We start from the raw sequence: 23,717 nt of genomic DNA, 5'->3' as shown, positions 1-23,717 counted from the left end.
CGGGCCGGTAGGCTTTCTGCATGAGTGCTGTACCCCGTTCCGCCAAGGCGGCGAAGGAGGAGTCGGCGGCCAGACCGGCCGGCCGCTTCCGGCGCATGCTCGACCGGCTCTCCAGCTCACAGCAGGACCTCGAGTCCGAGGAGCTCCAGGAGGACGCACAGGCATCGGGGTGTACCCGCATCTCCGAATGCGGTGACCGCCAGATCGTCAGGGTCGCTGGTACCTTGCGCACGGTCACCCTGCGTCCGCGGGCCGGTGTGCCCGCGCTGGAGGCGGAGCTCTTCGACGGTACGGCCCCGCTGGACGTGGTCTGGCTCGGCCGCCGTTCCATCGTGGGCATAGAGCCGGGCCGCAGACTGATCGCCTCCGGCCGGGTCTCGATGAGTCACGGCCGCCGGGTGCTGTTCAATCCCAAATACGAACTCCGACCACTCGGACAGGAGTAGCCGGTGGCGTCTGTCGACAAGCCGACCCCTACGACCAACGACCAGCAGGACACCGACGCGGATGTGAAGACCGTGACGGAGGCCGCGCTGTTCGAGGCCTTCGGCGGCGTGCGCGGCATGGTGGAGACGGTCCTGCCGGGCCTGCTCTTCGTCTCGATCTACACGGTCAACAAGGACCTGCACCTCTCGGCGATCGCGGCCCTCGCCGTCGCCCTGGTGCTCGTCGCCGTCCGGCTGATCCGCAAGGACACCGTCAAGCACGCCTTCAGCGGAGTCTTCGGCGTGGCCTTCGGCGTCGTGTTCGCGATGATGACCGGCAACGCGAAGGACTTCTACCTGCCGGGCATGCTCTACACGCTCGGCCTGGCACTGGCCTACATCGTGACCACGCTGGCCGGCGTCCCGCTGATCGGCCTGATGCTCGGGCCGGTCTTCAAGGAGAACCTCTCCTGGCGCACCCGCAACCCCGGCCGTAAGAAGGCATATGCCAAGGCCAGCTGGGCGTGGGGTCTGATCCTCCTCGCCAAGTGCGCGATCCTCTTCCCGCTGTACTGGTGGGCCGACACGACACAGCTCGGCTGGGTCCTGGTCGCGCTGAAGATCCCGCCGTTCCTGCTGGCGGTCTATCTCACCTGGGTCTTCCTGGCGAAGGCCCCGCCGCCCATCGACGTCTTCGCGGAGATGGAGGCGGAGGAACGGGCCGAGGAGGCCCGCAAGCAGGCCGCGGAGCGCGAGGCGTAGACCGCCCGCCGCCCGCGCGGCCACGCGGCGAACGCACCCCGGGGCGCGTCCACCCTCACCAGGGTGGACGCGCCCCCGGGGCGTCAACGGGACGTGCGGTCAGGCCGGCGGGACCTCGCGGCGGACGGACAGCAGGTCCTCCAGCTGTTCCTCCCGGGCCTGCGCCGCCACGAACAGCAGCTCGTCGCCCGCCTCGAGCGTCTCCTCGGGGCTCGGCGTCAGCACCCGCGAACCACGGATGATCGTGACGAGCGAGGTGTCCTCCGGCCACGCCACGTCGCCCACCACCGTCCCCGCCAGCGCCGACTCCGGCGGCAGCGTCAGCTCGACCAGGTTCGCGTCACCGTGGCTGAAGCGCAGCAGACGCACCAGGTCGCCGACGCTCACCGCCTCCTCCACGAGCGCCGACATCAGGCGCGGCGTGGAGACGGCGACATCGACGCCCCAGGACTCGTTGAAGAGCCACTCGTTCTTCGGGTTGTTGACCCGCGCCACCACGCGCGGCACCGCGTACTCGGTCTTGGCGAGCAGCGACACGACAAGGTTGACCTTGTCGTCGCCGGTCGCCGCGATCACCACGTTGCAGCGCTGAAGCGCCGCCTCGTCCAGCGACGTGATCTCGCAGGCGTCGGCCAGCAGCCACTCGGCCTGCGGCACGCGCTCCACCGAGATCGCGGTGGGCGCCTTGTCGATGAGGAGGACCTCGTGCCCGTTCTCCAGAAGTTCGCCCGCGATGGAACGGCCCACCGCACCGGCGCCCGCGATTGCGACACGCATCAGTGACCGCCCTCCTCAGGACCCTCCGTGAAGGCCTCCTCGACCTTCGCGATCTCGTCCGTGCGCATCATCACATGCACAAGATCACCTTCCTGCAGCACGGTCTGCGAGGTCGGCAGGATCGCCTCTCCCAGCCGGGTCAGGAACGCGACCCGCACCCCGGTCTCCTCCTGGAGCCTGCTGACCTTGTGGCCGATCCACGCCGGTGACGTGTAGACCTCGGCCAGCTGGACACCACCGCTCGGATCGCGCCACAGCGGCTCCGCCCCGGACGGCAGCAGCCGGCGCAGCATCTGGTCGGCGGTCCAGCGGACGGTGGCGACCGTCGGGATACCGAGACGCTGGTAGACCTCGGCTCGCCGGGGGTCGTAGATACGGGCGGCGACGTTCTCGATGCCGAACATCTCGCGTGCCACCCGCGCGGCGATGATGTTGGAGTTGTCGCCGCTGCTGACCGCGGCGAACGCACCGGCGTCCTCGATGCCCGCCTCACGCAACGTGTCCTGGTCGAAGCCGACTCCGGTGACACGGCGGCCGCCGAACCCGGATCCCAGACGGCGGAAGGCGGTGGGGTCCCGGTCGACGACGGCGACCGTGTGTCCCTGCTGCTCCAGGGTCTGCGCGAGAGCGGCTCCCACTCGCCCGCATCCCATGATGACGATGTGCACGACCGTCCTTCCGGCTCAATCAGTTGCGGTACAAGCCTTACAAGGCAATACAGGGTCTCAGACCCCGGCCCGGACCGGGTACGCACGGTCCGCCGAGAGGGCCGGGCGAATGGGAAGCGTTAAGATCCCGCAGGTCGGGCCTCTCCGGTTGGGCTTGGCTCATATCGAGCGCTTACGATCCTCAGCGTGTCCAAACTGACCGACGTTCCCAAACGGATCCTGATCGGCCGGGCGCTGCGCAGTGAAAAGCTGGGGGAGACGCTTCTCCCGAAACGCATCGCCCTCCCCGTCTTCGCCTCCGACCCGTTGTCCTCCGTGGCATACGCGCCGGGCGAAGTGCTGCTGGTCCTGTCCATCGCGGGTGTGTCGGCGTACCACTTCAGCCCGTGGATCGCGGTCGCCGTCGTGGTGCTGATGTTCACGGTCGTCGCGTCGTACCGGCAGAACGTGCACGCGTATCCGAGCGGTGGGGGCGACTACGAGGTCGCCAACACCAACCTCGGCCCGAAGGCCGGCCTCACCGTCGCCAGCGCCCTGCTGGTCGACTACGTCCTGACCGTCGCCGTCTCCATCTCCTCCGGAGTGGAGAACCTCGGCTCCGCGATTCCGTTCGTCGTCGAGCACAAGGTGCTCTGCGCCATCGGGATAATCGTTCTGCTCACACTGATGAACCTGCGCGGTGTGAAGGAATCGGGCAAGCTCTTCGCCATTCCGACATACGTTTTCGTAGCCGGCGTGTTCCTCATGATCGCCTGGGGCGCCTTCAAGGGCATCGTCCTCGACGAATCGATGCGCGCACCGACCGCCGACTACGAGATCAAGCCGGAGCACGAGGGCCTCGCCGGATTCGCTCTGCTCTTCCTGCTGCTGCGCGCGTTCTCCTCCGGCTGTGCCGCCCTGACCGGCGTCGAGGCCATCAGCAACGGCGTCCCCGCCTTCCGCAAGCCGAAGAGCAGGAACGCCGCGACGACGTTGCTGCTGATGGGCGCCCTGGCCGTCACCATGTTCTGCGGCATCATCGGCCTGGCCATGGCCACCGACGTCAAGATGGCGGAGTTCCCCGCGAAGGACCTGATCGCGAACGGCGTCCCGGTCGGCCCCGACTACGTCCAGCACCCGGTGATCTCGCAGGTCGCGGCCGCCGTCTTCGGCGACGGCACCTTCTTCTTCGTGCTGCTGGCCGCCGCCACCGCGCTGGTGCTCTTCCTGGCCGCGAACACCGCGTACAACGGTTTCCCGCTGCTCGGCTCGATCCTCGCGCAGGACCGCTACCTGCCGCGGCAGCTGCACACCCGTGGTGACCGCCTCGCCTTCTCCAACGGCATCGTGCTGCTGGCGGGCGCCGCGATCCTGCTGGTCTGGTTGTACGGAGCCGACTCGACCAAGCTGATCCAGCTGTACATCGTCGGCGTGTTCGTCTCCTTCACCCTCAGCCAGACCGGCATGGTCCGGCACTGGAACCGGCACCTGAAGACGGAACGGGACAAGGCCAAGCGCCGCCACATGATCCGCTCCCGGGCGATCAACACGTTCGGCGCCTTCTTCACTGGCCTCGTGCTCGTCGTCGTGCTCGCCACCAAGTTCACCCACGGCGCCTGGGTGGCCCTGCTCGGCATGGTGATCTTCTACGGCACCATGAGCGCGATCCGTAAGCACTACGACCGGGTCGCCGAGGAGATCGCCGCACCGGAGGAGCCGGGCGACGACAGTGTGCGCCCGTCCCGCGTCCACGCGATCGTGCTCGTCTCCAAGGTGCACCGGCCCACCCTGCGCGCCATCGCCTACGCCAAGGCCATGCGCTTCGACCGGCTCGAGGCGGTCAGCATCAGCGTCGACCCGGCGGAGACCAAGGAGCTGCAGGCCGAGTGGGAGCGGCGCGGGATCAACGTGCCTCTGAAGGTCCTCGACTCGCCGTACCGCGAGATCACCCGGCCCATCATCGAATACGTGAAGGGCCTGCGCCGCGAGAGCCCGCGCGACGTGGTCAGCGTGGTCATCCCGGAGTACGTGGTCGGCCACTGGTACGAGCACGTGCTGCACAACCAGAGCGCACTGCGGCTCAAGGGCCGGCTGCTGTTCACGCCCGGCGTGATGGTGACGTCGGTGCCGTACCAGCTGGCGTCGTCCGAGGCGGCGAAGCAGCGCGCCAGGAAGCGTCAGGACTGGAACGCCCCGGGCTCCGTGCGGCGCGGTCCGGTGGACCGCCGGCCGAAGGAGCCGAGCGGCAAGGCGTGAGGCACTCCGCGGCGGACGTAGACTGGTCGGTCGTTGTTCTTTCGCCCGTAGTGCCGCACCCCTTTGATCTCTGGAGTCACCCCACCATGCAGAACGCACCCGAGACGTCGCTGGTCGGGCAGGAGTACGAGGTCGAGGTCGGCCCGGTCGCGCACGGCGGCCACTGCATCGCCCGCACCGAGGAAGGGCGTGTGCTCTTCGTACGGCACACGCTCCCCGGCGAGAAGGTCGTCGCCCGCGTCACCGAGGGCGAGGAGAGCTCCCGCTTCCTGCGTGCGGACGCGGTGCGCGTGCTCGAGCCCTCCAAGGACCGGGTCGAGGCGCCCTGCCCGTACGCCGGCCCGGGCAAGTGCGGTGGCTGCGACTGGCAGCACGCCAAGCCGGGTGCCCAGCGCCGCCTCAAGGGCGAGGTGATCGCCGAGCAGCTCCAGCGCCTCGCGGGTCTGACCCCCGAAGAGGCCGGCTGGGACGGCACCGTCATGCCGGCCGAGGGCGACAAGCTGCCGCCCGGCCAGGTCCCGCAGTGGCGCACCCGCGTCCAGTACGCCATCGACGACGCCGGCCACGTCGGCCTGCGCCGCCACCGCTCGCACGAGGTCGAGCCGATCGAGCACTGCATGATCGCCGCGCAGGGCGTGAGCGAGCTCGGCATCGAGGAGCGCCTGTGGGAGGGCATGGCGACCGTCGAGGCCATTGCCGCCTCCGGCTCCGGTGACCGTCAGGTCATCCTCACCCCGCGCCCCGGCGCACGGTTGCCGCTCGTCGAACTCGACAGGCCCGTGTCCGTGCTGCGTGTCGACGAGAAGGACGGCGGCGTGCACCGGGTCCACGGCCGCGCCTTCGTGCGGGAGCGCGCCGACGAGCGCACCCACCGGGTGGGCAACGGCGGCTTCTGGCAGGTCCACCCGCAGGCCGCCGACACCCTGATGCGCGCCGTGATGCAAGGACTGCTGCCCCGCAAGGGCGACATGGCGCTCGACCTCTACTGCGGCGTCGGCCTCTTCGCGGGCGCGCTCGCCGACCGGGTGGGCGACAAGGGCGCGGTGCTCGGGATCGAGACCAGTAAGCGCGCGGTGGAGGACGCCCGCCACAACCTCCAGCAGTTCGACCGTGTGCGCGTCGAGCACGGCAAGGTCGAGGCCGTCCTTCCGCGTACGGGCATCGACAGCGTCGACCTCATCGTCCTCGACCCGCCCCGCGCGGGCGCCGGTAAGCAGACGGTCCGCCATCTCGCCGGGCTCGGCGCCCGCCGCATCGCCTACGTGGCCTGCGACCCGGCGGCGCTGGCGCGCGACCTGGCGTACTTCGCCGAGGCGGGCTACAAGCCGCGGACGCTGCGGGCGTTCGACCTGTTCCCGATGACCCACCACGTGGAGTGCGTGGCGATCCTCGAACCGGCCACAAAGGGCGCCTGACCTGCGGGTTCTGCGTGCGTCGGCCACGGGGAACATCGGTACAGCGGTTGGCGCTGAGAACGATCATGGCCAGGGCGCGGGTGTGCTGACCCGGTTCTCGTATTCGCGTCGGGCCTTGCGCTGTGCTGGGACCGCCGGGAGGCTGGGCGCCGTCGAGCGGCTGGCAGCGGGCAAGGAGTTGTCGGTGCACGGCAGGAACGGCGTTGACGCGCAGGGTGCAGCCCTGGCCGCGCCGTACGGTCATTCCCCTGGTCGAGCGCGACCCGCTCGGCGGGCTCCAGCTCAGCACCGCTGACGCTCCGCCGCAGGTCACCCCCGGTGCTGACACCACTGAGCAAACCGCTGGTTCTGCCATGCGATCGCTGCGCTTCGGCGAGTCCGCTGACCGGCCTCCTGGTGAGGGCCGCCCATCCGGCGCTGGGGCCGGGGCGTGCCTGGTGGAGTGGATCTGCCCGCTACCGGAGCGGCGCTGACGGTGCGCCGGCCACCCCCTTTGACTGCGGGGACGCGGCTGGGCTGAATCCGTGGACCGGGGAGGGCATCCCCTCGCCCTGCGCTGGGGGTGTGGCCGGGGAGCGGGCGCCTTCGGGTCACCTGCGCTCAGCAGCGCCGTCCGCCGAGCCGGGTAACGGCGGTGGCTCCCACGCCGCCGAGGTATCCGGTGCCCGGTCGGAGTTGGCGGCCACCCGCCCGGCAGGTGCCGGGCGTGCTGCGGGCGGTAGCGAAGTGGGTCGTGGTGAGCCGGGGATGGTGGCTGGCCGGGTGTCCCGCGCGAGCGGCGCTGGGTGGAGTTGGGCCGTGACCGTCGGCCAACAGAGATCGTTTGTACCCCGCCGGACTGGTTGACTCCGAGGAGAGGGGCGGTCCATGAGTGCCATGCGTATGGAGGAGGACGAGTGGAGGGCGTTCGTTCTGGAGGGGACGCGGACGGCCAAGCTGGCCACGAAGCGTGCGGACGGCAGTCCCCATGTCACACCCGTCTGCTTCACGCTTGAGGGCGGTGACATGGTCTTCAGTACGGACATGAGTACGGTCAAGGCGAAGGCCATGCTGCGTGACTCGCGGGTTGCCGTCTGTGTGGACGATGAACGACCGCCGTTCAGGTACGTGATGCTGCGGGGGAGGGCCACAGTGGACAGCGACCCGGTGGCGGTGCGCAGGTCGCTGCATGTACTGGGAACGCGGTACCTCGGTGCCGACCGCGCCAAGGTGGCGGTCATGGCGCACGCCAAGCCGGGCGCTGTCGTTGTCCGCGTACGTGTCGAGGAGGTCGTCGCCTGGCGCTACCAGTAGGGTCGGCCGGGTCGTGCTGTGGTGAGAGCGATGCACAGAGAGATCCAGTAGCCGTCGACCTCACGTGAGGCGACTACTGAGGTGGCGTCCGCGGCGCGACCGGCCGCCGGCTGAGCCAGTGCGAGTCGCGGGCCCAGAGGGCTCAACGGCAGGCGGCGGGGGGCGAAGCGTTGGGACCGCCATTGGGGGTCGGCTTTGTAAGCTGCTTCCTTGCCGCTGAACAGGCGTGTGGGATTGGCCCATCCGGAGCTGTCGCACAATGCCGAGCGTTCGACCGGTGAGCACACCAGATGCATGGCGTTCTCCGGGATGGTCCCCTCGTGTTCTATGTCCACGCCCACGCCGACGATCCGGCAGCGCCGTGGAGGCCCGCCATGTGGCTTCCAAGCAGCGGCCACGGCATAGGGGAAGCGGTGGCTGATGGATACCAGCGTGCCGGCCGGTGGCCGGGGCGAGCCGTCCGGCCGCCGATCCGGTGGCCCGGTGTGTACGCCCAGAGCGGCGAGGCTCGTGATGAGCGCGTGCTGTCCCGCCGCGTGCTCGGCACGTCGCCGGTCACGAGCCCGGGCTCCTGGGTCTTCTGCGGCTGCGATTGCAGTGGTTGTACACAGAGCGATGCGACCATCGGCGCACGGCACCACCGTCACCCGCGCGGCCTCTTCGAAGCGAACGGTCCCAGCGACAGCGGTCATGGGGATTCGCCGGTGAGTTCGGCGTTTGCCGCCCGCTCCCGTAGCGCGCGGCGCAGCAGCTTGCCCTGGCTGCTGCGCGGCATCGCGTCAACCCGGACGAAGCGGCTGGGCCGTTTGTAGCCGGCCAGTTCGCGTACACAGGTGCTGATGAGCTGCCGCTCGTTGAATGCGGCTCCCGCGAGGGGCTCGATGAAGGCCACTGGGGTCTGGCCCCAGTGGGGTGATGGGGAGGCGACGACGGCGACCTCGGCCACCCACGGCAGTGGCCTGAGGACGTGCTCGATTTCGGCGGGGTAGACATTCTGGCCGCCGCGCAGGATGAGGTCGCTTCGCCGGTCGACCAGCCACACGTAGTCGTGCTCGTCGCGGTACCCGAGGTCTCCTGTGTTGAGCCAGCCGTTCGCCAGCGCTCGGGCGGTGGCTTCCGGATCGTTCCAGTAGCCCTGCATCAGCCCGTCGCAGCGCAGGTGGAGAGTGCCGACCGTACCTGGCGGTGCGACGGTTCCGTCCTGGTTGGCGATGCGAGCCGTGAATCCCGGCATGGGGAGGCCGGCACACGTCGCTCCGGGCAGGGCGGCAGTGCCGGGCTGGTCATCGGGTCGACAAGAGAGCGCCGGGCCGCTCGCTTCGGTGATGCCGAAGATCGTGTGCAGCGGGATGCCGAGCACCGCCTTGGCGCGGTCGGCCAGGTCCTTGGGACAGGGCGCGCCACCGTGCAGGATCAGGCGCAGGGATGACAGGTCGGAGTCGGTCAGCCGTCGGCTTTCCAACAGCAGCTTCAGCATGGCCGGGACGAGGAAGGTGTGCTCTGCCCGCCACCTTCGGACGGCACCGAGGAACGTGTGCGGCGAGAACTGGTCGAGCACGCACAGCGTGCCGTCGGCGGCGAGGTAGTTCAGTGCGATCACCATGCTGCCGTGGGAGAGCGGCCCCGCGTTGAGGAACACCGCACCAGGGTCCGGTCGTACCTCGGCCAACCAGGACAGCGCCTGGAACTGGAGGTATCGCTGATCGCAGACAGCGCCCTTGGGCAGTCCCGTGGTTGCCGAGGTATGGAGGATGACGAAGGGGTCCGTCAGCGCGCCGCCCGTGTGACCGTCGAACTCGCTGGTTCGCCCTGTCGGCGCTTGCGGCCAGGCGGCAACCTCTTCGATCGGCTTGGTCACCAGGGCCGGCTGCATGGAGGCCAGACGACTGCGACCGGCTTGGTCGGCGATCGCGCACTGGGCGCCGACTCGGTCAAGGATGTATCCCAACTCCCGGTCGACCAGGACCGGATTGACGGGCACGGCGATCGTGCCGGTGAGGGCGCAGGCGAACAGTGCCTCGATCAGCTCCACCCTGTTCGCCGTCAGCAGGACGACTCGGCCGCCTGGCGGGACATGCTGTCCGATGGCGCCGGCCAAGGCTCGCGCGTCATCCCCGAGGCGTGCCCAGGTGACGTCACGCCGCTGGTCGCGCAGGGCCAAAGCCTGCGGCGAGCGGGTCTCCTTGCGGTGCAGAAGCTGTTGGAGCCACACGGTCAGCCGGCCCTTCCGTCGCTCAGCAGTGCGGCAACGGCCGCGATCGAATCGATGCCGGTCAGCTCGTCATCGTTCAGCGTCCGGCCGAGGGCTTCCTCGCACCGCTGCACCACCCTGATGAGCTCCCCGGAGTTCACACCGGCCAGTACGAGGACCTCCTGGTCACCGATGGTGTCTGCGAGTGCGGGAAGGTCCAGGCATTCCTTGACGAGGATGCGCGCCCGGGTGAAGTCGTCGGGAGAGGTCATGCTGCTCCATTCCAGGCGGTGGCGCTGATGAGGCTGTTCATTGCGCGGGGCCGGCCCTCCAGCCGGTCAAGGATCAGGGAAGCGGCGTCCGGGGCCGCGCACGGCAGAAGCCGGTTGAACCGGCTCCCGAAGCAAGCAGCCGCGAATTCATCCGTTGCCGCCGGCCGGTGCATCCAGGGCCGCCCGGTGGGGTTGTAGGCGAACCCCACATCGACGGCCTTCCAGCGGCCGTCTTCCCATACCTCGCACCAAGCGTGCTCGCTACCGACCGGACCGAGCAGAAGTCCCCGCCGGGCACGAGCGGCCAGGCCATGGCCGCGAAGCCGGTCGGCGATCACCCGGCTCACCACCATGCAGTCGGCCATGCCGAGTTCCCACGCCCGGTGGTGATCGAGCCGCAGAGCCTCGCTGACGACCTGATAGGTGACCCTGCCCCCGTACAGATCGTCGAGCATCTGCTGGTACACGTCTCCGGCACGCGCGTCACGCACCCGGTCGAACGTACCGGTCAATTGGACCGCGGTCTGATAGCGCAGGGTCCCCGTCCCGGAGCCGACGACCACCCAGCCGACGCCCTCAGGGGTGAGAGAGGCGATCCCCGCACCGGTCGCGTCCACGTCGCTCAACTGATACCGGCCCGGACGGTCGTCCGGCACACTGACCGTCACCATCCACTTCTTGGCGTCGAGCCACCCGCGGCCAGGGTCGGCGGAGAAGCGCATGAGGAACATGGCGGTGAGCTCCGGAGCCGTCCTGCCCGAGCGGCTGTTGTTCCCCACATTCATCACATCCGCCAGGTCGAACAGCGGACCGACACCCGGCTGATACCGAAAGGGCATGCCGCGCTCCACCAGCTCGAGGATGTTCTCGGGCCGCGTGTTCAGCAGAGCGGCGGCAGCGGCTACACCCATGTCGTAGTGCGCTGCATCGGGCGGGATAAAGCGGAAACGGCCCAACCCCGAGGCCAAAGCGTGTAACGCTGTGATACTGGGTGCGTGCATAGTGTGAGCAGCCTCCAGTAAGGGCTGGCCCCCTGTCAACGCAACTTCCTGTCCTCCGGCTGCCGGTGGCCCCTCGCGGGTGGTGGAGTGACGCGCCGAGGCCGAGCGGTCCGCCGGCGCAGGCACTCGCGCTCATCGGATTCGCCATCAGGGGTCAACCTCCTACAGCTGGGGCGCACCTCCGTCAGGGTCCCGGAAGAACATCGTCCCCAGGTCAGGGCTCCGGCCACCTCGGCCGTTCCGCACAGGGCCAGTCCGAGAGCGAAGGCGCGGCGCCGGCTTTGGGTATCGCTCCACATTCCGGCCGTCAGGGCGCAGCAGGCCAGCGCGAGGCTGTAGGCGTCCGCCATCCACAGCAGACCCTGCTGACCGGCCTCCAGATCTGACTGGAGGCTGGGCAGGGCCACGTTCATGCCGGTGACGTCGAGGCCGATCAGGAACAGTCCGGTGCACAGCACTGCCAGGGCCCTGCGCGGGTGCGTGGCACGCCAGGGCGCTGTCATGGCGTGATGTGCTCCCACCACCAGGCGATGGTCGGGTACGGCAGCGGCTCATCACTCAGGTGCGCGGGGGGCGTGAAGGTGCGCTGGATGTGCGGGGCGGCTTCGGGGGCGAAGTAGCGCATGCAGGTGGTGCCGAAGGTGATGTCGCCGCTGACCACCCGCTCCACGCCGGTGAGGTACTTGCGCAGGTCCGGGCTGGCAGTGGGAAGAATCTGCTCACGCAGACGGAGATATAGCGCGAGCATGGTGTCGCGGATCGCGATGCCCTCGATCATGGCCTGCGCAAGGGTCCAGTCAGGGTGTTCGTGCTGGAGTGCGCCGAAGAGGTTGTAATTGACCTGCGCCAGGTCGCTCTCCTTGCAGAAGGAGTAGCGGTCGTTGTCCAGAGCGGCAGCGAAGAGACTTGCTTCGACTGCTGCTTTCACTGGGGGCGAGGACCATTCCTGGGCGGTGATCTCGGTGCCTTCGACCGCATCGAGGTAGCCGAGAGTGGCGTGGACGCCGACGGCGCCGATGCGCACGGCCAGGTAGTCGTTGACCGTCAGAGCGGTGCCGCGTTCGCGCAAGGCCCTCTCCCAGAGCATGGCGTGCAGCCAGCCGGCCTGTGCGGTGGTGAACCGTTCGTACTGGACATCGCTCATGCAGGCGCGCAGACGCTCGAGGACGTTGCGCAGCGCGTCGTCGAGGTGGGTTCCCTGGCTCTCCCAGGAACGCGGAACCTGCATGGTGTGCGCCCAGCGGTAGACGGTGTGGAGGATGTCGGCTCTGGCGTTCGGGTCGGGCACGATGAAGTCGTCGGTCATGAAGGCCCAGGCGCTGTAGTCGGCCAGGGCCTGCGCGAGGTCGGGGTCCGTGGTGGCGTGGGGGAACGCATGGGTGATCAGGCTGGCCCCTCCCGCCCCGTACAGCGAGGCAAGGTTCGCATCGCCGAGGCCCAGGTCGAACTTCTGCGCCCAGGCGGCGCTGTTGGCACTCAGGCGTTCCGCGTCGGCGCCGGTTTCCTCATCAAGGGGGCAGTAGAAGGTCCAGAATCCCTCGGGGAGGTCGGCAAGGTTCATCTCTGGGTTCTCCCTTTTCGGGTGATACGGTGCGAGAAGCCGACGCAGGCACCGCGTCGGGTGAGTCACCAGCTTCAGTGGTTTCGAAGGGTGATCAGACCGGCAAGGGCCGCCAGTTCGGCGGCTGCCGACGGCTCCGGACGGGCCTGGTCCAAAAGGTTCAGGGCATCGGCGGTGTGGCGGCGGGCGCGGCGTAGCGTGGCCTGCCGTGCGCCGGTCTGCTCGATCAGGTCCCTGACCCGAGCGAAGTCCTCCTCGCCCAGCGGACCGTTCGCGCGGTACAGAGCGCGCAGGGCCTGGGCCTGCGGGGTGCGGCCGGCCATGGCGGCCGCGACGGGGATGGTGACCTTGCGGGAGCGCAGATCGGACAGGGCGGGTTTTCCCGTCACCGACTCTTCGCCCCAGATGCCGAGGACGTCGTCGATGCACTGGTAGGCGATGCCCAGACGCTGGCCGAAGCCCCGCAGGAGCAGGGCGCGCTCTGGTGTGGCGCCGCCCGCGATCGCGCCGAGTTCGCAGGCGCAGGCGAGCAGTGCGCCGGTTTTGCCGGCCGCGATCGCCGCAGTCCGGTCCTCACTGGCGTCGGCGCCCGACTCAGTGAGGGTGTCGAGGTACTCGCCCTCTATCAGCCCCTGCACAGCCGCCAGCAGCACCGGCACCGTCCGGTCCGCCTCCGACGCCTCGGCAAGGGCCTGGACGGCGGCGAAGAACAGAGCATCTCCCGCGAGGATTGCCGCCGCAATGCCCTTGGCCGTCCAGAGGGCGGGCCGGCCTCGGCGGAGCGGATCGTTGTCGATGATGTCGTCGTGGAGCAGGCTGGCGTTGTGGACCAGTTCCACCGCCACGGCCGCCGCCCGCGCGGCGTGCGGGTCTGCGCCCACCGCCCGGCAGGCCAGCAGGGCGAGGGCCGGGCGGACGAACTTGCTGACGGCCGGGGCGTCCAGGGCAGTGCCGTCGTCGGTCCACCAGCCGAAATGCAGCCCCGCGACGTGCCGGATCTGAGGAGGAAGAGCGTGAACCCGGGTCCGGATCAGCGGCTTCACGAGGGTCGCAGTCTGAGCCAGGATCGTCGCGCAATCACGAGGTGAGTCGCCCACTGGGCCCCTTCCGAGGATCAGGCCATGTCCACGCCAGAATCAGGCAGTAAGAAACGAGGAGGCAGGGCGTGACTGCCAGCGCGTGACGCACGCCCGTGCCTCACTCCGCACCTGCGCCCGCCGTAGTGCGCCGCACGCGCCCGGCCGATGCCGGCCGGCTACGTCGGGGGCGGGAGCCGCTGGTCGCGCTCACAGGCTGAGTTACCCGTTGGGCAGGTGCGTTTTGAGGACGAAGCCTCCGCCTGCTGCCATCTGTTTCTCACTCAGTTGAAGAGGTCGCTGCTGGAGGTACGCGCGTGTGCCACTTGTGTGTGGGAGGGAGCGTTTGGGGCGGTCATTCACTCCCGACACTTGCCTGCTCGTGAAACGGTCGGCGATGCCGCAGGCGCATGTGCAGTGTGCGGGGAGCGAGAGCAGCCCGCCCGGCCTTGGGGCGAACATCGGTGTTGACGGGGTCGAGTTGCCATCGCGAGGTGATGGTGGCAACGGCGATACTGATCTCGGCGATGGCGAGTTTGTCTCCGATGCACTTACGGGCACCGGCTCCGAACGGCACCATCGCACCACGACCCAGTGGCGCGATGTTCTGGGGAAGCCACCGGTCGGCGTCGAACCGATCGGGATGAGGGTAGAGATCGGCCTGGCGGTGCAGCAGATACGGGCTGTAGAGGAGCGTCGTGCCGGCAGGCAGAAGGCGGCCGGCGAGTTCGGTTTCCGACGTCGTGGTTCGGGTGAACAACCAGGCTGGAGGCCAAAGGCGCAGGGCCTCGGTAATGACCCGCCCGGTGACGTCAAGGCGGGCGAGGTCCGTGTGGTCGGCGGCGGCGCCGTCGAGGACGGTGTCGACTTCGGTGTGCAGCTCCGTCCGGACTGCGGGGTGGCTGCCGAGCAAGTGCCAGATCCAGGACAGCGTGGTGGCCGTGGTCTCGAACCCGGCGATGAAGAAGGTAAGTACTTGGTCGTGGATCTCATCGTCACTCAGACCGCCACCGCCAGTGGCGCCGGCCGTCAGCAGGACGGAGAACAGGTCACCGTGATCGACTCCGGCTGCCCGGTAGTCGGCGATCATCCGGCCAGTGAACTGCTTGAGGTTGTGCCGTGCGTCGTTGAAACGGCGGTTGGCCCGCAGGGGGAGCTTCTCCAGCACTGGCAGCGGCAGCAACACCCGCCGTGCGACGCCGCCCGCGATCACGTCCAGGCAATTGCGGATCATGGTGATGTCGGAACCGTCGATCGTCGCTGCGAACAAGGTGCGAGCGGTGACGTTGATCATCAGGGTGTGCATTTCAGCGAGGACGTCGATCACCTGACCGTGCCGCCAGGATTCGATGAGCGACATCACCTGCTCGGCCACCATCGCGCCGTAGCCGACGATCCGCTCGCGTCGGAAGGCCGGCTGAACCAGCCGACGCTGCCCTCGATGGTTCCGGTGAGGACACGTCGCCAGGCCGTTGCCGGCGATCTCGCGACCCTTGTCGTAGAACGGACCGCCCTTGTCGAACGTACGGTCGTCGAGCAGAACCTGATACGTCAGGGCCGGGTCGCAAACGACGTACGCCCGGCGAGGGCCAAGCCTGATCTCGACCAGATCACCAAGACAGGCCAGGGAGACCAAAAACTCCAACGGACGTCGCCCGAACTGCAGAGTGTGACCGAGCAGAGGCAACGCCCCCGGGGCGGTTGCCGTCATAAAAGTCTTCCTCACCGGCAGGACCTCCCCTGTGCGCGCCGGAGCACGGGGCGGGCAGCTCGTGCAAGCCGACACGCGCCCCGGCAACAGACACCAAGTCATCTCAAACATGCTCCGCGACATACCTCAAAGGCACGTCGCGCGGCACGATGTGCCAGGTCCTGGGAAACCCCCGCACGTTCACTGACTGGTACCCCCTGTTTGAGGGCTCTGTGGCTGTCGATGAGCGTCCCGGAGACGCCAGTGGTGCGGCAGGGGTATCGGACGTGCCCCCTCGATCGTTCCGCGACGATGCTTCACTCCCGGCTGACGATCTTCTTTCCGGCGTCGATGCCCTGGCTGGAGCGCGAACCGGTAGCCGCTCCCTAGCCCGTCGGCCCGAAGACTTCAGAAGGGCCCACCGGTAGGACTTCGATTTCATCTCCTGAGTCGTCAGTAACCGAGATCCCTTGCCAGAAATTGACCTTCAGGCCGTTTCTTGGCTCGATCCCACCGAGCCGACCGCCGGATAGGGGTCAGGGGGCGCTGCCTGTGCCGTACCAGCAGTGCTCACGGCGGCCACGAGGGCCATGGACGGTACGGCGACCAGGCAGCTGCCCTGATCTGCATGATGCCCTTGCGCTTCATCGGCTCCCCTGAAATTCGTTGTCGGGCGCGCCCCGTAGGTTCTCTAACGCTTCGGGAACGATCCGGTCACTGTGGCCGTCGGCTATCGCGTCACTCGCAACCGCCGGCCAGCCCGCCTCGCTGGCGACACCGTTCCGCTTGCCAAGGGCGGGTCCGTGCGGCGCTGCCCGGGCCACCGCCTCGACCGGGACGCCGACCAGGACCACCGCACCGCGCTTTCGACAGAAGTCAGCGGCGTCCAGGTCGCCGAGAGGCACTGTCCTGAAGGGGCCGGTGTCGGTCTCGCAAGGGCCACATCAGGTCTTGATGTGGCTCGCCCGAGGCGCGGCTGGTGGCCTACCACTCGATCAGCATCACGTCGCCACTGGCTCCGTCGGCCATGCCGAACAGGGCCACCGGCATCCCTGGACGCAGCCGGCCTCCTCGATGGCGAGGGCCAGTTGGAGGGGTAGGGTGGCGGCGCCCACCTGTGCAATGGAACGTGGCCACCTGATGGGGGGCCGGGCCCCTGACCGGTGTGGTGGACGCGGCTCTGCGCGGAGGTGGAACTGATCGGCTTGTACGGTCATCTGCCGCCGGCGTGGGTGGTGCGGGCAGGTCGGCGTGGCCGCCTGTTTGCCCGGACGAGAGGCCGGCAATCAGCGTCAGAGCGCTGCACGTATTGCAGTTCCGTCCGCGGCATCGAACAGCGCCCCGTGGTCGCGCTGGCCTGGGTGCCGGCTGTCCGGGCTGACTCCCCCTCGCAGACCGTCCGCACGTCGGAGCCGGTCAGGATGTGTGCCCTGCCTTGACCCCGATCGCGCCCGCCCCGAGCCGGAACGCGGGCACACCCGAGCGGCGGGGAGCCGCGCCCGCCAGCCAAGTGCCGCCGTCGGTGGCGTACACGCCCGTCGTGGCGCAGGGCAGGGTGAGCCGGTGCGGTGCGGTGTCGGAGCCCAGCTCCAGGTGGAACGAGGCGGTGGATTTGCCGGCGCTCGCCGTGGTGGCCTCAGTGTTGTAGGGGAGCGGGGCCAGTTCGGGGTTCAGACCGAACACCACGCCGGTCACCGAGCGGTACGCCTCGTTCTTCCGGAACAACTCCGCCAGTGCCGCCGCCGCTCCGTCGGACCCGCCCTCGACGGACTTCAGCCCGCAGACCCGGCCCTCCTCGACGGTGAGCACCACGGGATAGGACACCAGCGGGGTCAGTCGCTCGTACAGGCGCTGCCGTCCGTGCGGGGTGCCGTGGACGACGGGGCGTCCTTTGACGGTGACCGTGCCGGACAGCGGTGTGCCGCCAGTGGTGGAGCGGAACAGCATCCGGCCTGCCGGCGCCAGGTGTACGCCGCCCGCCTCCGGGCCTCGTGCGGCTCGACGTACCCGTCCAGTGCTGCCATCGAGCCGGTGAGCGGCTCGTGGAGGGTCAGCCCGCCCGGCTCCCGCATCGCCAAGAGCATCCGGCGGCCCTGGTGCGCCGTCGCGTCCGGACGGGTCCGCTCCATCGCGGTCAGGAGGCGGCGCAGCCGTTCCTGGGCCAGAGGGCCCTCGCAGAGACGCGCGCCCACCACGACCCGGGACGGTCCGACCGCCTCGGGCGGGGCGGACAGCAGGGGGTCCCGGGTGGCGAGGACGAGCACGTCCGAATCGGCCGGCACCGTGGTGGTGAGCAGCGCGGCCAGCGATGCGGACGGCTCGACCGCGATCAGGGACGGCTCCGCACCGCCCGGGTTGCGTCCCTCGATCCGGATGCTCCGGGCCAGGGGGCTCTCAACTATGACGGTGAAGTGCTTGCCACCCACGGGGTAGGCGGCAAGAACCTCGGGACGTACGACGATCACTGCTGGGCCTTCGCTGTCCGGAAAGGGATGGGGAGGAAGAGGGGAGCCGGGGGAACCCGTGAGTGCTTTCGTCCGTGCGGTGCTGCCGGTAACAGGCAGTCAGGCAGTCAGGGGGTTGGAGAGTGGATCACCAGCGCGCTTCCCTGTCCGCCGCCCCCGCACATCGACGCGACCGCGGTCCGGCCGCCGCGTCGCCCAAGGGCGTGGGCCAGGTGGAGCACCAGCCGCGCTCCGGAGGCGCCCAGTGGGTGGCCCAGGGCGATCGCCCCGCCGTCGGCGTTGACGATGTCGTCGGGGAGCTCCAGCCTGGCGGCGGAGACGACGCCGACCGAGGCGAAGGCCTCGTTGATCTCCACCAGATCCAGGTCGCCGACGCCGATGCCGTCCTTGGCCAAGGCGGCGCGGATGGCGTTGGCCGGCTGCTCGTGCAGGCTCGGGTCGGGCCCGGCGACGTTGCCGTGCGCGCCGACTTCGGCGATCCAGTCGAGACCCAGCTCCTCGGCCTTGCGTCGGCTGCACACCACGACCGCTGCCGCACCGTCGGACAGCGGCGACGAGGTGCCGGCGGTGATCGTGCCGGAGGGGCTGAAGGAGGGGCGCAGCTTACCCAGAATCTCGGCCGTGGTGTCGGGGCGCAGCGACTCGTCGTGCTCGAAGAGCACCGGGTCGCCCTTCCGGCGCGGCACGGATACCGGAACGATCTCCGAGGCCAGGGCGCCCGCGTCGACAGCCGCGGCCGCCTTGCGGTGCGAGGCGGCGGCGAAGGCGTCCTGCTCCTCGCGGGTCACGCCGTAGCGGGTGTTGTACCGGTCGGTCGCGCTGCCCATCACGACGTCGTCGAAGGAGCAGAAGAGACCGTCCAACTCCATGCTGTCGGCCAGTGGCGTCTCGCCGTATTTGATGCCGGCGCGTGCCGTCGCCAGGACGTGCGGGGCCTGCGTCATCGACTCCTGCCCGCCGGCCACGACCAGGTCGAACTCACCGGCGCGGATGAGCTGGTCGGCGAGGGCCACCGCCTCCAGCCCCGAGAGGCAGACCTTGTTGACGGTCAGCGCGGGCACTCCCATGGGGATGCCCGCCGCCACCGCCGCCTGCCGCGCCGGGTTCTGTCCGGCGCCGGCGGTGAGCACCTGTCCCATGATCGTGTACTGCACCTGGTCCGGTCGCACCCCGGACCTCTCCAGCGCCGCGCGGATCACCACGGTGCCCAGCTGGGCCGCCGAGAAGTCCTTGAGGGAGCCGAGCAGCTTCCCCATGGGGGTCCGTGCTCCCCCAGAATCACCGAACGTGCCATGTCTTCCTCCAGGTTGAGGGTAGGAGGTGGTTCACCGACTCCGCCGAACCTACCCATCGGTAATGTCAGGGTCACGCCATGTGAGCAACGGCACGGTGAGGAGTCGTGGGACCCGGGCGAGCCGAGCCGGCGTCAGCGGGCGGCGTGACGGACTCGGTCACAGCTCCTCCATGACGAAGTCGACCTTGGCCGCGCCGCAGTCGGGGCACTCCCAGTCGTCGGGGATGTCCTCCCACTTGGTGCCGGGCGGGAACCCCTCTTCGGGAAGGCCTAGTTCCTCGTAGTAGACCCATCCGCAGAGGAGACACATCCACGCCCGCTTGCCGGACTGGTTGCTCATACGATTCCTTGTCTGTTCCTGTTCCTGTGCTCGGTGACAAAGGCGGAGACGGCGGTACTCACGTCCTTCGACATGAGGATGCCCATGTGACCCGTCCCCGGCTTGCTCACCAGTGTTGCGTCCTTCAGCCCGGCGGCGACGGCCTCCGCATCGGAGTACGGCACCATCGGGTCGTCGGGGTCGTGCAGGACCAGTACCGGCCGTTCGAAGGAGGCGCCGAGTCCGACGATGTCCCAGTGGCTGACCGGCACTCCGTTGCGGCGGTGCAGCTCGCCGTAGATGCCCTCCACCACGGCGGGCGTCAGCCGCAGGCCCCCGCCGTCCCAGCGTTCCAGGACTCCGCCCAGCGTGCAGGCCGGGGCGACGAGGACGAGGCAGTCGAGCGGCCGTCCGGTTCTCTCCACAGCCGCGCCGATCGCGGCGATGCCGCCCAGCGAGTGGGCCACGACGACCCGTACGTCACCGAGCGTGTCCAATACGGCGCCGACGGCCCGGGTGTACTGCGTCATCGTCGCCTGGTCCCCGTCGCGCACCCCATGGGCGGGGCCGTCGAAGGCTGCCACCCGGAATCCGAGGTCGCGCAGCGGCGGGACCAGCGAGTGCATGCTGCTGCTGTCCGCGGCCCAGCCATGCACCAGTAGTGCAGTGCCCTCGGCCGCCCCGCCTTCGCCCCAGAGGAAGCCGTTCGGTACGTCGGTGTTGCCGGTGACGGTGAACCGGTCGGCTCCCAAGGGCAGCACGTTGTCCGGGCGCAGGCCGAGGGTGCGCGTGCTGCTGAACGCGTCGGTCGCCCACCGCACCCCCGCCATCGGGGTCATGACCCCGATGGCGGTGTGGGCGAACCTGCGCAGCAGCTGCGCCTTCACCGGCTTCCCTCGGACCCCACGGACGTGGGGGTCCCTGGCGTCACCTTGCTGCGGGACAGGTCCGAGTAGTACCCGGACTCCGTGTCGTAGAAGTGCAGATGGCGGACGATGCTCCACATCTGCCCGAAGCTGAACTTGCGTTCCCGCACCATGCCCGGATAACGCTCCTTGAGCATCGCCTGCGCCTTGGGCAGGTTGTAGTACGGCACCACCGGCGCCACGTGATGCGCCGTGTGGATCGAGATGTTGTGCGTGAGGAACAGCAGCCATTTGGGATAGACGTAATCCGTGGTGACCAACAGTCGGCTGGCGTTGCGCGTCCAGTACTCAGCCGTCAGGTACGGCACGTCGCTGGAGCTGTGGTGCATCAGCGTGGTCGCGCTGAACCAGGCGTGCGTGGCGATCCAGGGGGCGACGAAGTAGAGCAGCAGCCCCGGGACGCCGGTGAAGTACACCAGCGTCGCGAAGTACGGGACGGCCACGGCGGCGACGAACATGATCGAGCGCCGTACCTCGCGCCGCTGCCCCGCCTTCGGGTAGAAGCCGGGCCGGAACCCGGATTCCACCCAGTAGTTGATCGTCCCGCCCCAGAACGCCCAGGTGCGGGTCGAGATGTACACGGCCTTCTGCCACAGGGACATCCGGTCGTACATGCCGGCCGGCAGGGGGCGCCAGTCGGTGTCGAGCTCGAGGTGGTTGGTGCTGCTGTGGTGCATGTTGTGCACATGCCGCCAGGCGTGGAACGGGTAGATCAGCGGCAGCAGCGAGACGTGCCCGATCGCGTAGTTGAGTTTGCGGGAACGGGAGAAAGAGCCGTGGCCGCAGTCGTGCGCGATGCAGTGCAGTCCCCAGCCGCCGAGACCGGCCACGATCCACAGGGGTATCCAGAGCAGCCAGTGCGGAGCCCAGGCCACCCCCGCGATCGCACCCGCGTAGAGCAGCCAGCTGACAGTGAACCCGACGATGCCCCGGCCCACGCGCGGCTCGAAGTACTCCTTCGGTATCGCGCCCGCGAGGCGTTCGCCCTCGATCTGCTCCGCCTGAGCCAGAAACGTCTGGAAGTGTTCGTCCGGTGCCGAAGGGAAGTCGAATGCACCCATGTCGTCTCCTTTGTGAGAACGGTCGGTGCCCAGTGATCAGAAGGAAGGGCCCCAGGGTCTAGGTGGTGAGCTTGAGCTCCTTGGCCAGGTACTGGCTCAGGGCGTCGATGGACTGGTACTCGTAGAGCAGGCCGGGCGACAGCCGGCGCTCCACGATCTTTTCGAGGGCTCCGGACACCTGGACCGCCACCCGGGAGTCGAGCCCGTACGACTCGAAGGTCTTCTCGGTGTCGATGATGTCTCGCGGGATCTCGGCGTGGATCGCCAGGTAATCGGTGAGCCACTGCTTGAGTGCCGCTTCGGTCAGCGGCCGCTGGGGCTGCGGAACCGCCTTCTTCCTCTTGAACACCTGCGCGCTCCTGTCTCGTTGCTGCTGACGGCTGGGCGCGGCTCTCTCAAGCCGCGACCCGTGTCTGTTCCTTGCGTTTGGCGATGGTCGCCTTGTCGGGTTCGCGCAGGCTCCACACGACGCCGAGTTTGCCGAGGCCCGCGAGCAGCCACCCGCTCAGGTCGGGCTCCCACCAGCTGACGCCGTGCCGGTAGGAACCGGGGAAGGCGTGGTGGTTGTTCTGCAGTCCCTCGCCGAAGGTGAAGATGGCGACGGGCCAGTTGTTGGCGCTGCGGTCCTCGTTGTCGAAGGGGCGTCCGCCGAAGGCGTGGCAGATCGAACCGACGCACCAGGCCGCCTGGTTGGCGACGAAGATGCGTGCCAGCCCACCGAAGACCAGACCGGTCAGCGCGGACATCGCCGTCTGCTCGATCACGAAACCGACGACGGCCGGGAGCAGCAGGCCACTGAGCACCCACAGCGGGTAGGTGCGGTGGTAGTACATCAGTCGTCGGCTGCGCAGCACGTCGGGCCCGAAGACGGTCCACTTGGTGGTCTCCGCGCTGAGCATCCACGGCATGTGCGCGTACCAGAGGCCGCGCATACGAGCCTTGAATTCCCACCCGTGCAGGTTGGGCGAGTGCGGGTCACCCTCCTGGTCGCTGAACCGGTGGTGCCTGCGGTGCGTGGTGACCCAGAACATCAGGGGACCCTGGGCGCCCATGGAGCCCGTGATCATCATGATGCCCTCGAACACGGCCGACGTCTTGAACGCCTTGTGGGCGAGATACCGGTGGAATCCGACCGTGATGCCGAACATGTGGACGAAATACATCGCGCCGAACAGCCACAGGTCCGTCGCGGTGAACTGCCCGGTCCACAGGAAGTAGAGCGCGGCAGCGGTGCCGACGAGGGGCAGTGTCATGGTGGTCAGCGCAGAGAACCGCTTGGTCCGGAGGCTGACGGGGTCAAGCCTGACGACCGCGTTCGCGACGGCGCCGGGGGTGGTGGAGGAACTGGCCGATGACATCGCTCACATCCCCTTTTCTTCTGTGCGTGTTCGCTTCTCATCGCTGCGCATGCGCTCGGGATAGCGCACATCGGAGACCAGGCCGAGCTTCTCGAAGGACCGGATCACGGCGCCTGTCGGATCGATCTGCCACAGCCCGTGCCGGTTGTGGGCCAGAGCGGGACGCGCATGATGGTTGTTGTGCCAGGACCCGCCCACGGACAGCGCCGCGAGGGGCGCAACGTTCCTGCTGTTGTCGCGCGTGCGGTAGTCGCGGTTCCCCAGTGTGTGGCCGATGGAGTTCACTCCCCAGGTCACATGGTCGAGGAGGAAGATCCGGGCCAGCCCGCCCCAGAGGAGGCCGCCGACGGCGCCGCGCACGGTGCCGCCGCCGAGCAGCCAGCCGAGGATCGCGGGAAGGGCGAGTCCGGCGAGCACCCAGACGAAGTAGTACTGGTTGAGCCGCATGACCAACCGGTCCCGCACCAGGTCCGAGGCGCGCCTGCTCCAGTTCTGCCGGCTCACGGTGAACAGCCAGCCGACATGGCCGTGCCAGAACCCGCGGAGCCGGGCGGAGAGCCCCGGTGCGAGCGCCCGGGGGGAGTGCGGATCGCCGTCCCGGTCGGTGAAGGCGTGGTGCTGACGGTGGATGGCGACCCAGAAGACGACCGGCCCCTGGGCGGCCATGCTGCCGGCGATGCCCCAGAAAGCGGTCATGGCCGGCCCGGCGGAGAAGGAGCGGTGGGAGAAGAAGCGGTGGAAGCCACCCTCGACGCCCAGGGAAGTGATCAGGTACATGACCATGAGAAGAAGTCCGTCGTACCAGGTGAATCCGTACTCGACGGAGAAGGCGATGGCGGCCGCCATGCCGAGGGTGGGCACCCCCACGGTGACCCAGGCGAGCCTTCGGGCAGCCACGTCGACTCCGCCCTCGGACCCCCCTGCCGCG

Annotated in this window: 22 protein-coding genes and 1 pseudogene; 5 read left to right on the top strand and 18 right to left on the bottom strand. The window is 68.9% G+C overall.

Annotation, left to right across the window (positions count from 1 at the left end; translation table 11 throughout):
- The first annotated feature begins 20 nt into the window (after positions 1 to 20).
- Positions 21 to 446, top strand: coding sequence for an OB-fold nucleic acid binding domain-containing protein (locus GLX30_RS09560; protein ID WP_159686019.1), 426 nt, complete (start codon positions 21 to 23; stop codon positions 444 to 446).
- Positions 447 to 449: 3 nt separating this feature from the next.
- Positions 450 to 1,187 (top strand): DUF3159 domain-containing protein, encoded by a 738-nt coding sequence (locus GLX30_RS09555; RefSeq protein ID WP_159686014.1) that lies wholly within the window; start codon positions 450 to 452, stop codon positions 1,185 to 1,187.
- A gap of 99 nt (positions 1,188 to 1,286) precedes the next feature.
- Here the strand turns inward: GLX30_RS09555 and GLX30_RS09550 are convergent, their stop codons facing one another.
- Positions 1,287 to 1,964 (bottom strand): TrkA family potassium uptake protein, encoded by a 678-nt coding sequence (locus GLX30_RS09550; protein WP_159686009.1) that lies wholly within the window; start codon positions 1,962 to 1,964, stop codon positions 1,287 to 1,289.
- Entirely contained in the window at positions 1,964 to 2,632 is a 669-nt protein-coding gene (locus tag GLX30_RS09545; protein ID WP_159686004.1) for a TrkA family potassium uptake protein, read from the bottom strand. The genes GLX30_RS09550 and GLX30_RS09545 overlap by 1 nt, the downstream gene beginning before the upstream one ends.
- 186 nt (positions 2,633 to 2,818) lie before the next feature.
- On the opposite strand from GLX30_RS09545, the gene GLX30_RS09540 reads away from it, so the two are divergent.
- The 3 genes from GLX30_RS09540 (at position 2,819) to GLX30_RS09530 (ending at position 7,575) form a co-directional block, all read left to right on the top strand.
- Positions 2,819 to 4,867 (top strand): APC family permease, encoded by a 2,049-nt coding sequence (locus GLX30_RS09540; protein WP_159685999.1) that lies wholly within the window; start codon positions 2,819 to 2,821, stop codon positions 4,865 to 4,867.
- An 86-nt stretch (positions 4,868 to 4,953) separates the two neighbouring features.
- Positions 4,954 to 6,282, top strand: coding sequence for a TRAM domain-containing protein (locus tag GLX30_RS09535; protein ID WP_159685994.1), 1,329 nt, complete (start codon positions 4,954 to 4,956; stop codon positions 6,280 to 6,282).
- 867 nt (positions 6,283 to 7,149) lie between these two features.
- Positions 7,150 to 7,575, top strand: a complete 426-nt coding sequence (locus GLX30_RS09530) for a PPOX class F420-dependent oxidoreductase (RefSeq protein WP_244258092.1) — start codon at positions 7,150 to 7,152, stop codon at positions 7,573 to 7,575.
- 688 nt (positions 7,576 to 8,263) lie between these two features.
- Here GLX30_RS09530 and GLX30_RS09520 read toward each other — a convergent pair.
- The 16 genes and pseudogenes from GLX30_RS09520 to GLX30_RS09445 form a co-directional block, all read right to left on the bottom strand.
- Complete coding sequence (locus tag GLX30_RS09520; protein ID WP_159685989.1) at positions 8,264 to 9,787, bottom strand: AMP-binding protein; 1,524 nt, start codon at positions 9,785 to 9,787, stop codon at positions 8,264 to 8,266.
- Between the two features lie 2 nt (positions 9,788 to 9,789).
- Positions 9,790 to 10,038 (bottom strand): phosphopantetheine-binding protein, encoded by a 249-nt coding sequence (locus GLX30_RS09515; protein WP_159685987.1) that lies wholly within the window; start codon positions 10,036 to 10,038, stop codon positions 9,790 to 9,792.
- Positions 10,035 to 10,994, bottom strand: a complete 960-nt coding sequence (locus GLX30_RS09510) for a transglutaminase domain-containing protein (RefSeq protein WP_159685984.1) — start codon at positions 10,992 to 10,994, stop codon at positions 10,035 to 10,037. The genes GLX30_RS09515 and GLX30_RS09510 overlap by 4 nt, the downstream gene beginning before the upstream one ends.
- A gap of 80 nt (positions 10,995 to 11,074) precedes the next feature.
- Positions 11,075 to 11,542 (bottom strand): hypothetical protein, encoded by a 468-nt coding sequence (locus GLX30_RS09505; protein WP_159685981.1) that lies wholly within the window; start codon positions 11,540 to 11,542, stop codon positions 11,075 to 11,077.
- Entirely contained in the window at positions 11,539 to 12,600 is a 1,062-nt protein-coding gene (locus GLX30_RS09500; protein WP_159685978.1) for a hypothetical protein, read from the bottom strand. Before GLX30_RS09500 ends, GLX30_RS09505 begins: the two co-directional genes overlap by 4 nt.
- Positions 12,601 to 12,674: 74 nt before the next feature.
- Complete coding sequence (locus GLX30_RS09495; RefSeq protein WP_159685975.1) at positions 12,675 to 13,643, bottom strand: polyprenyl synthetase family protein; 969 nt, start codon at positions 13,641 to 13,643, stop codon at positions 12,675 to 12,677.
- A gap of 388 nt (positions 13,644 to 14,031) precedes the next feature.
- On the bottom strand, positions 14,032 to 15,387 hold the full coding sequence (locus GLX30_RS09490) for a cytochrome P450 (protein WP_159685973.1): 1,356 nt from the start codon (positions 15,385 to 15,387) through the stop codon (positions 14,032 to 14,034).
- 1,395 nt (positions 15,388 to 16,782) lie between these two features.
- Entirely contained in the window at positions 16,783 to 17,190 is a 408-nt protein-coding gene (locus GLX30_RS09485) for a hypothetical protein (protein ID WP_159685970.1), read from the bottom strand.
- An 8-nt stretch (positions 17,191 to 17,198) separates the two neighbouring features.
- On the bottom strand, positions 17,199 to 17,831 hold the full coding sequence (locus GLX30_RS09480; RefSeq protein ID WP_159685968.1) for a hypothetical protein: 633 nt from the start codon (positions 17,829 to 17,831) through the stop codon (positions 17,199 to 17,201).
- A 107-nt stretch (positions 17,832 to 17,938) separates the two neighbouring features.
- A pseudogene (locus GLX30_RS09475) lies at positions 17,939 to 19,102 on the bottom strand (acetyl-CoA C-acetyltransferase); the annotation flags it as partial.
- 180 nt (positions 19,103 to 19,282) lie between these two features.
- Entirely contained in the window at positions 19,283 to 19,465 is a 183-nt protein-coding gene (locus tag GLX30_RS09470; RefSeq protein WP_159685962.1) for a rubredoxin, read from the bottom strand.
- Positions 19,462 to 20,331: an alpha/beta fold hydrolase gene (locus tag GLX30_RS09465; RefSeq protein ID WP_159685959.1), complete on the bottom strand. Its 870-nt coding sequence runs from the start codon at positions 20,329 to 20,331 to the stop codon at positions 19,462 to 19,464. The genes GLX30_RS09470 and GLX30_RS09465 overlap by 4 nt, the downstream gene beginning before the upstream one ends.
- A complete protein-coding gene (locus GLX30_RS09460) occupies positions 20,328 to 21,431 on the bottom strand; it encodes a fatty acid desaturase (RefSeq protein WP_159685956.1) in 1,104 nt (367 codons plus the stop codon). Before GLX30_RS09460 ends, GLX30_RS09465 begins: the two co-directional genes overlap by 4 nt.
- 58 nt (positions 21,432 to 21,489) lie before the next feature.
- The gene (locus GLX30_RS09455; RefSeq protein WP_159685953.1) at positions 21,490 to 21,780 is read right to left on the bottom strand and encodes an acyl carrier protein; all 291 of its coding nucleotides are present in this window, start codon (positions 21,778 to 21,780) and stop codon (positions 21,490 to 21,492) included.
- Between the two features lie 46 nt (positions 21,781 to 21,826).
- A complete protein-coding gene (locus GLX30_RS09450; RefSeq protein WP_159685950.1) occupies positions 21,827 to 22,789 on the bottom strand; it encodes an acyl-CoA desaturase in 963 nt (320 codons plus the stop codon).
- 3 nt (positions 22,790 to 22,792) lie between these two features.
- Positions 22,793 to 23,686, bottom strand: a complete 894-nt coding sequence (locus tag GLX30_RS09445) for a fatty acid desaturase (protein WP_244258091.1) — start codon at positions 23,684 to 23,686, stop codon at positions 22,793 to 22,795.
- Between the last annotated feature and the right edge of the window lie 31 nt (positions 23,687 to 23,717).

Origin of the sequence: Streptomyces sp. Tu 2975, from assembly GCF_009832925.1 — a bacterium.
GTDB lineage: Bacteria > Actinomycetota > Actinomycetes > Streptomycetales > Streptomycetaceae > Streptomyces.
This window is presented reverse-complemented; position numbering and strand designations above follow the sequence as displayed.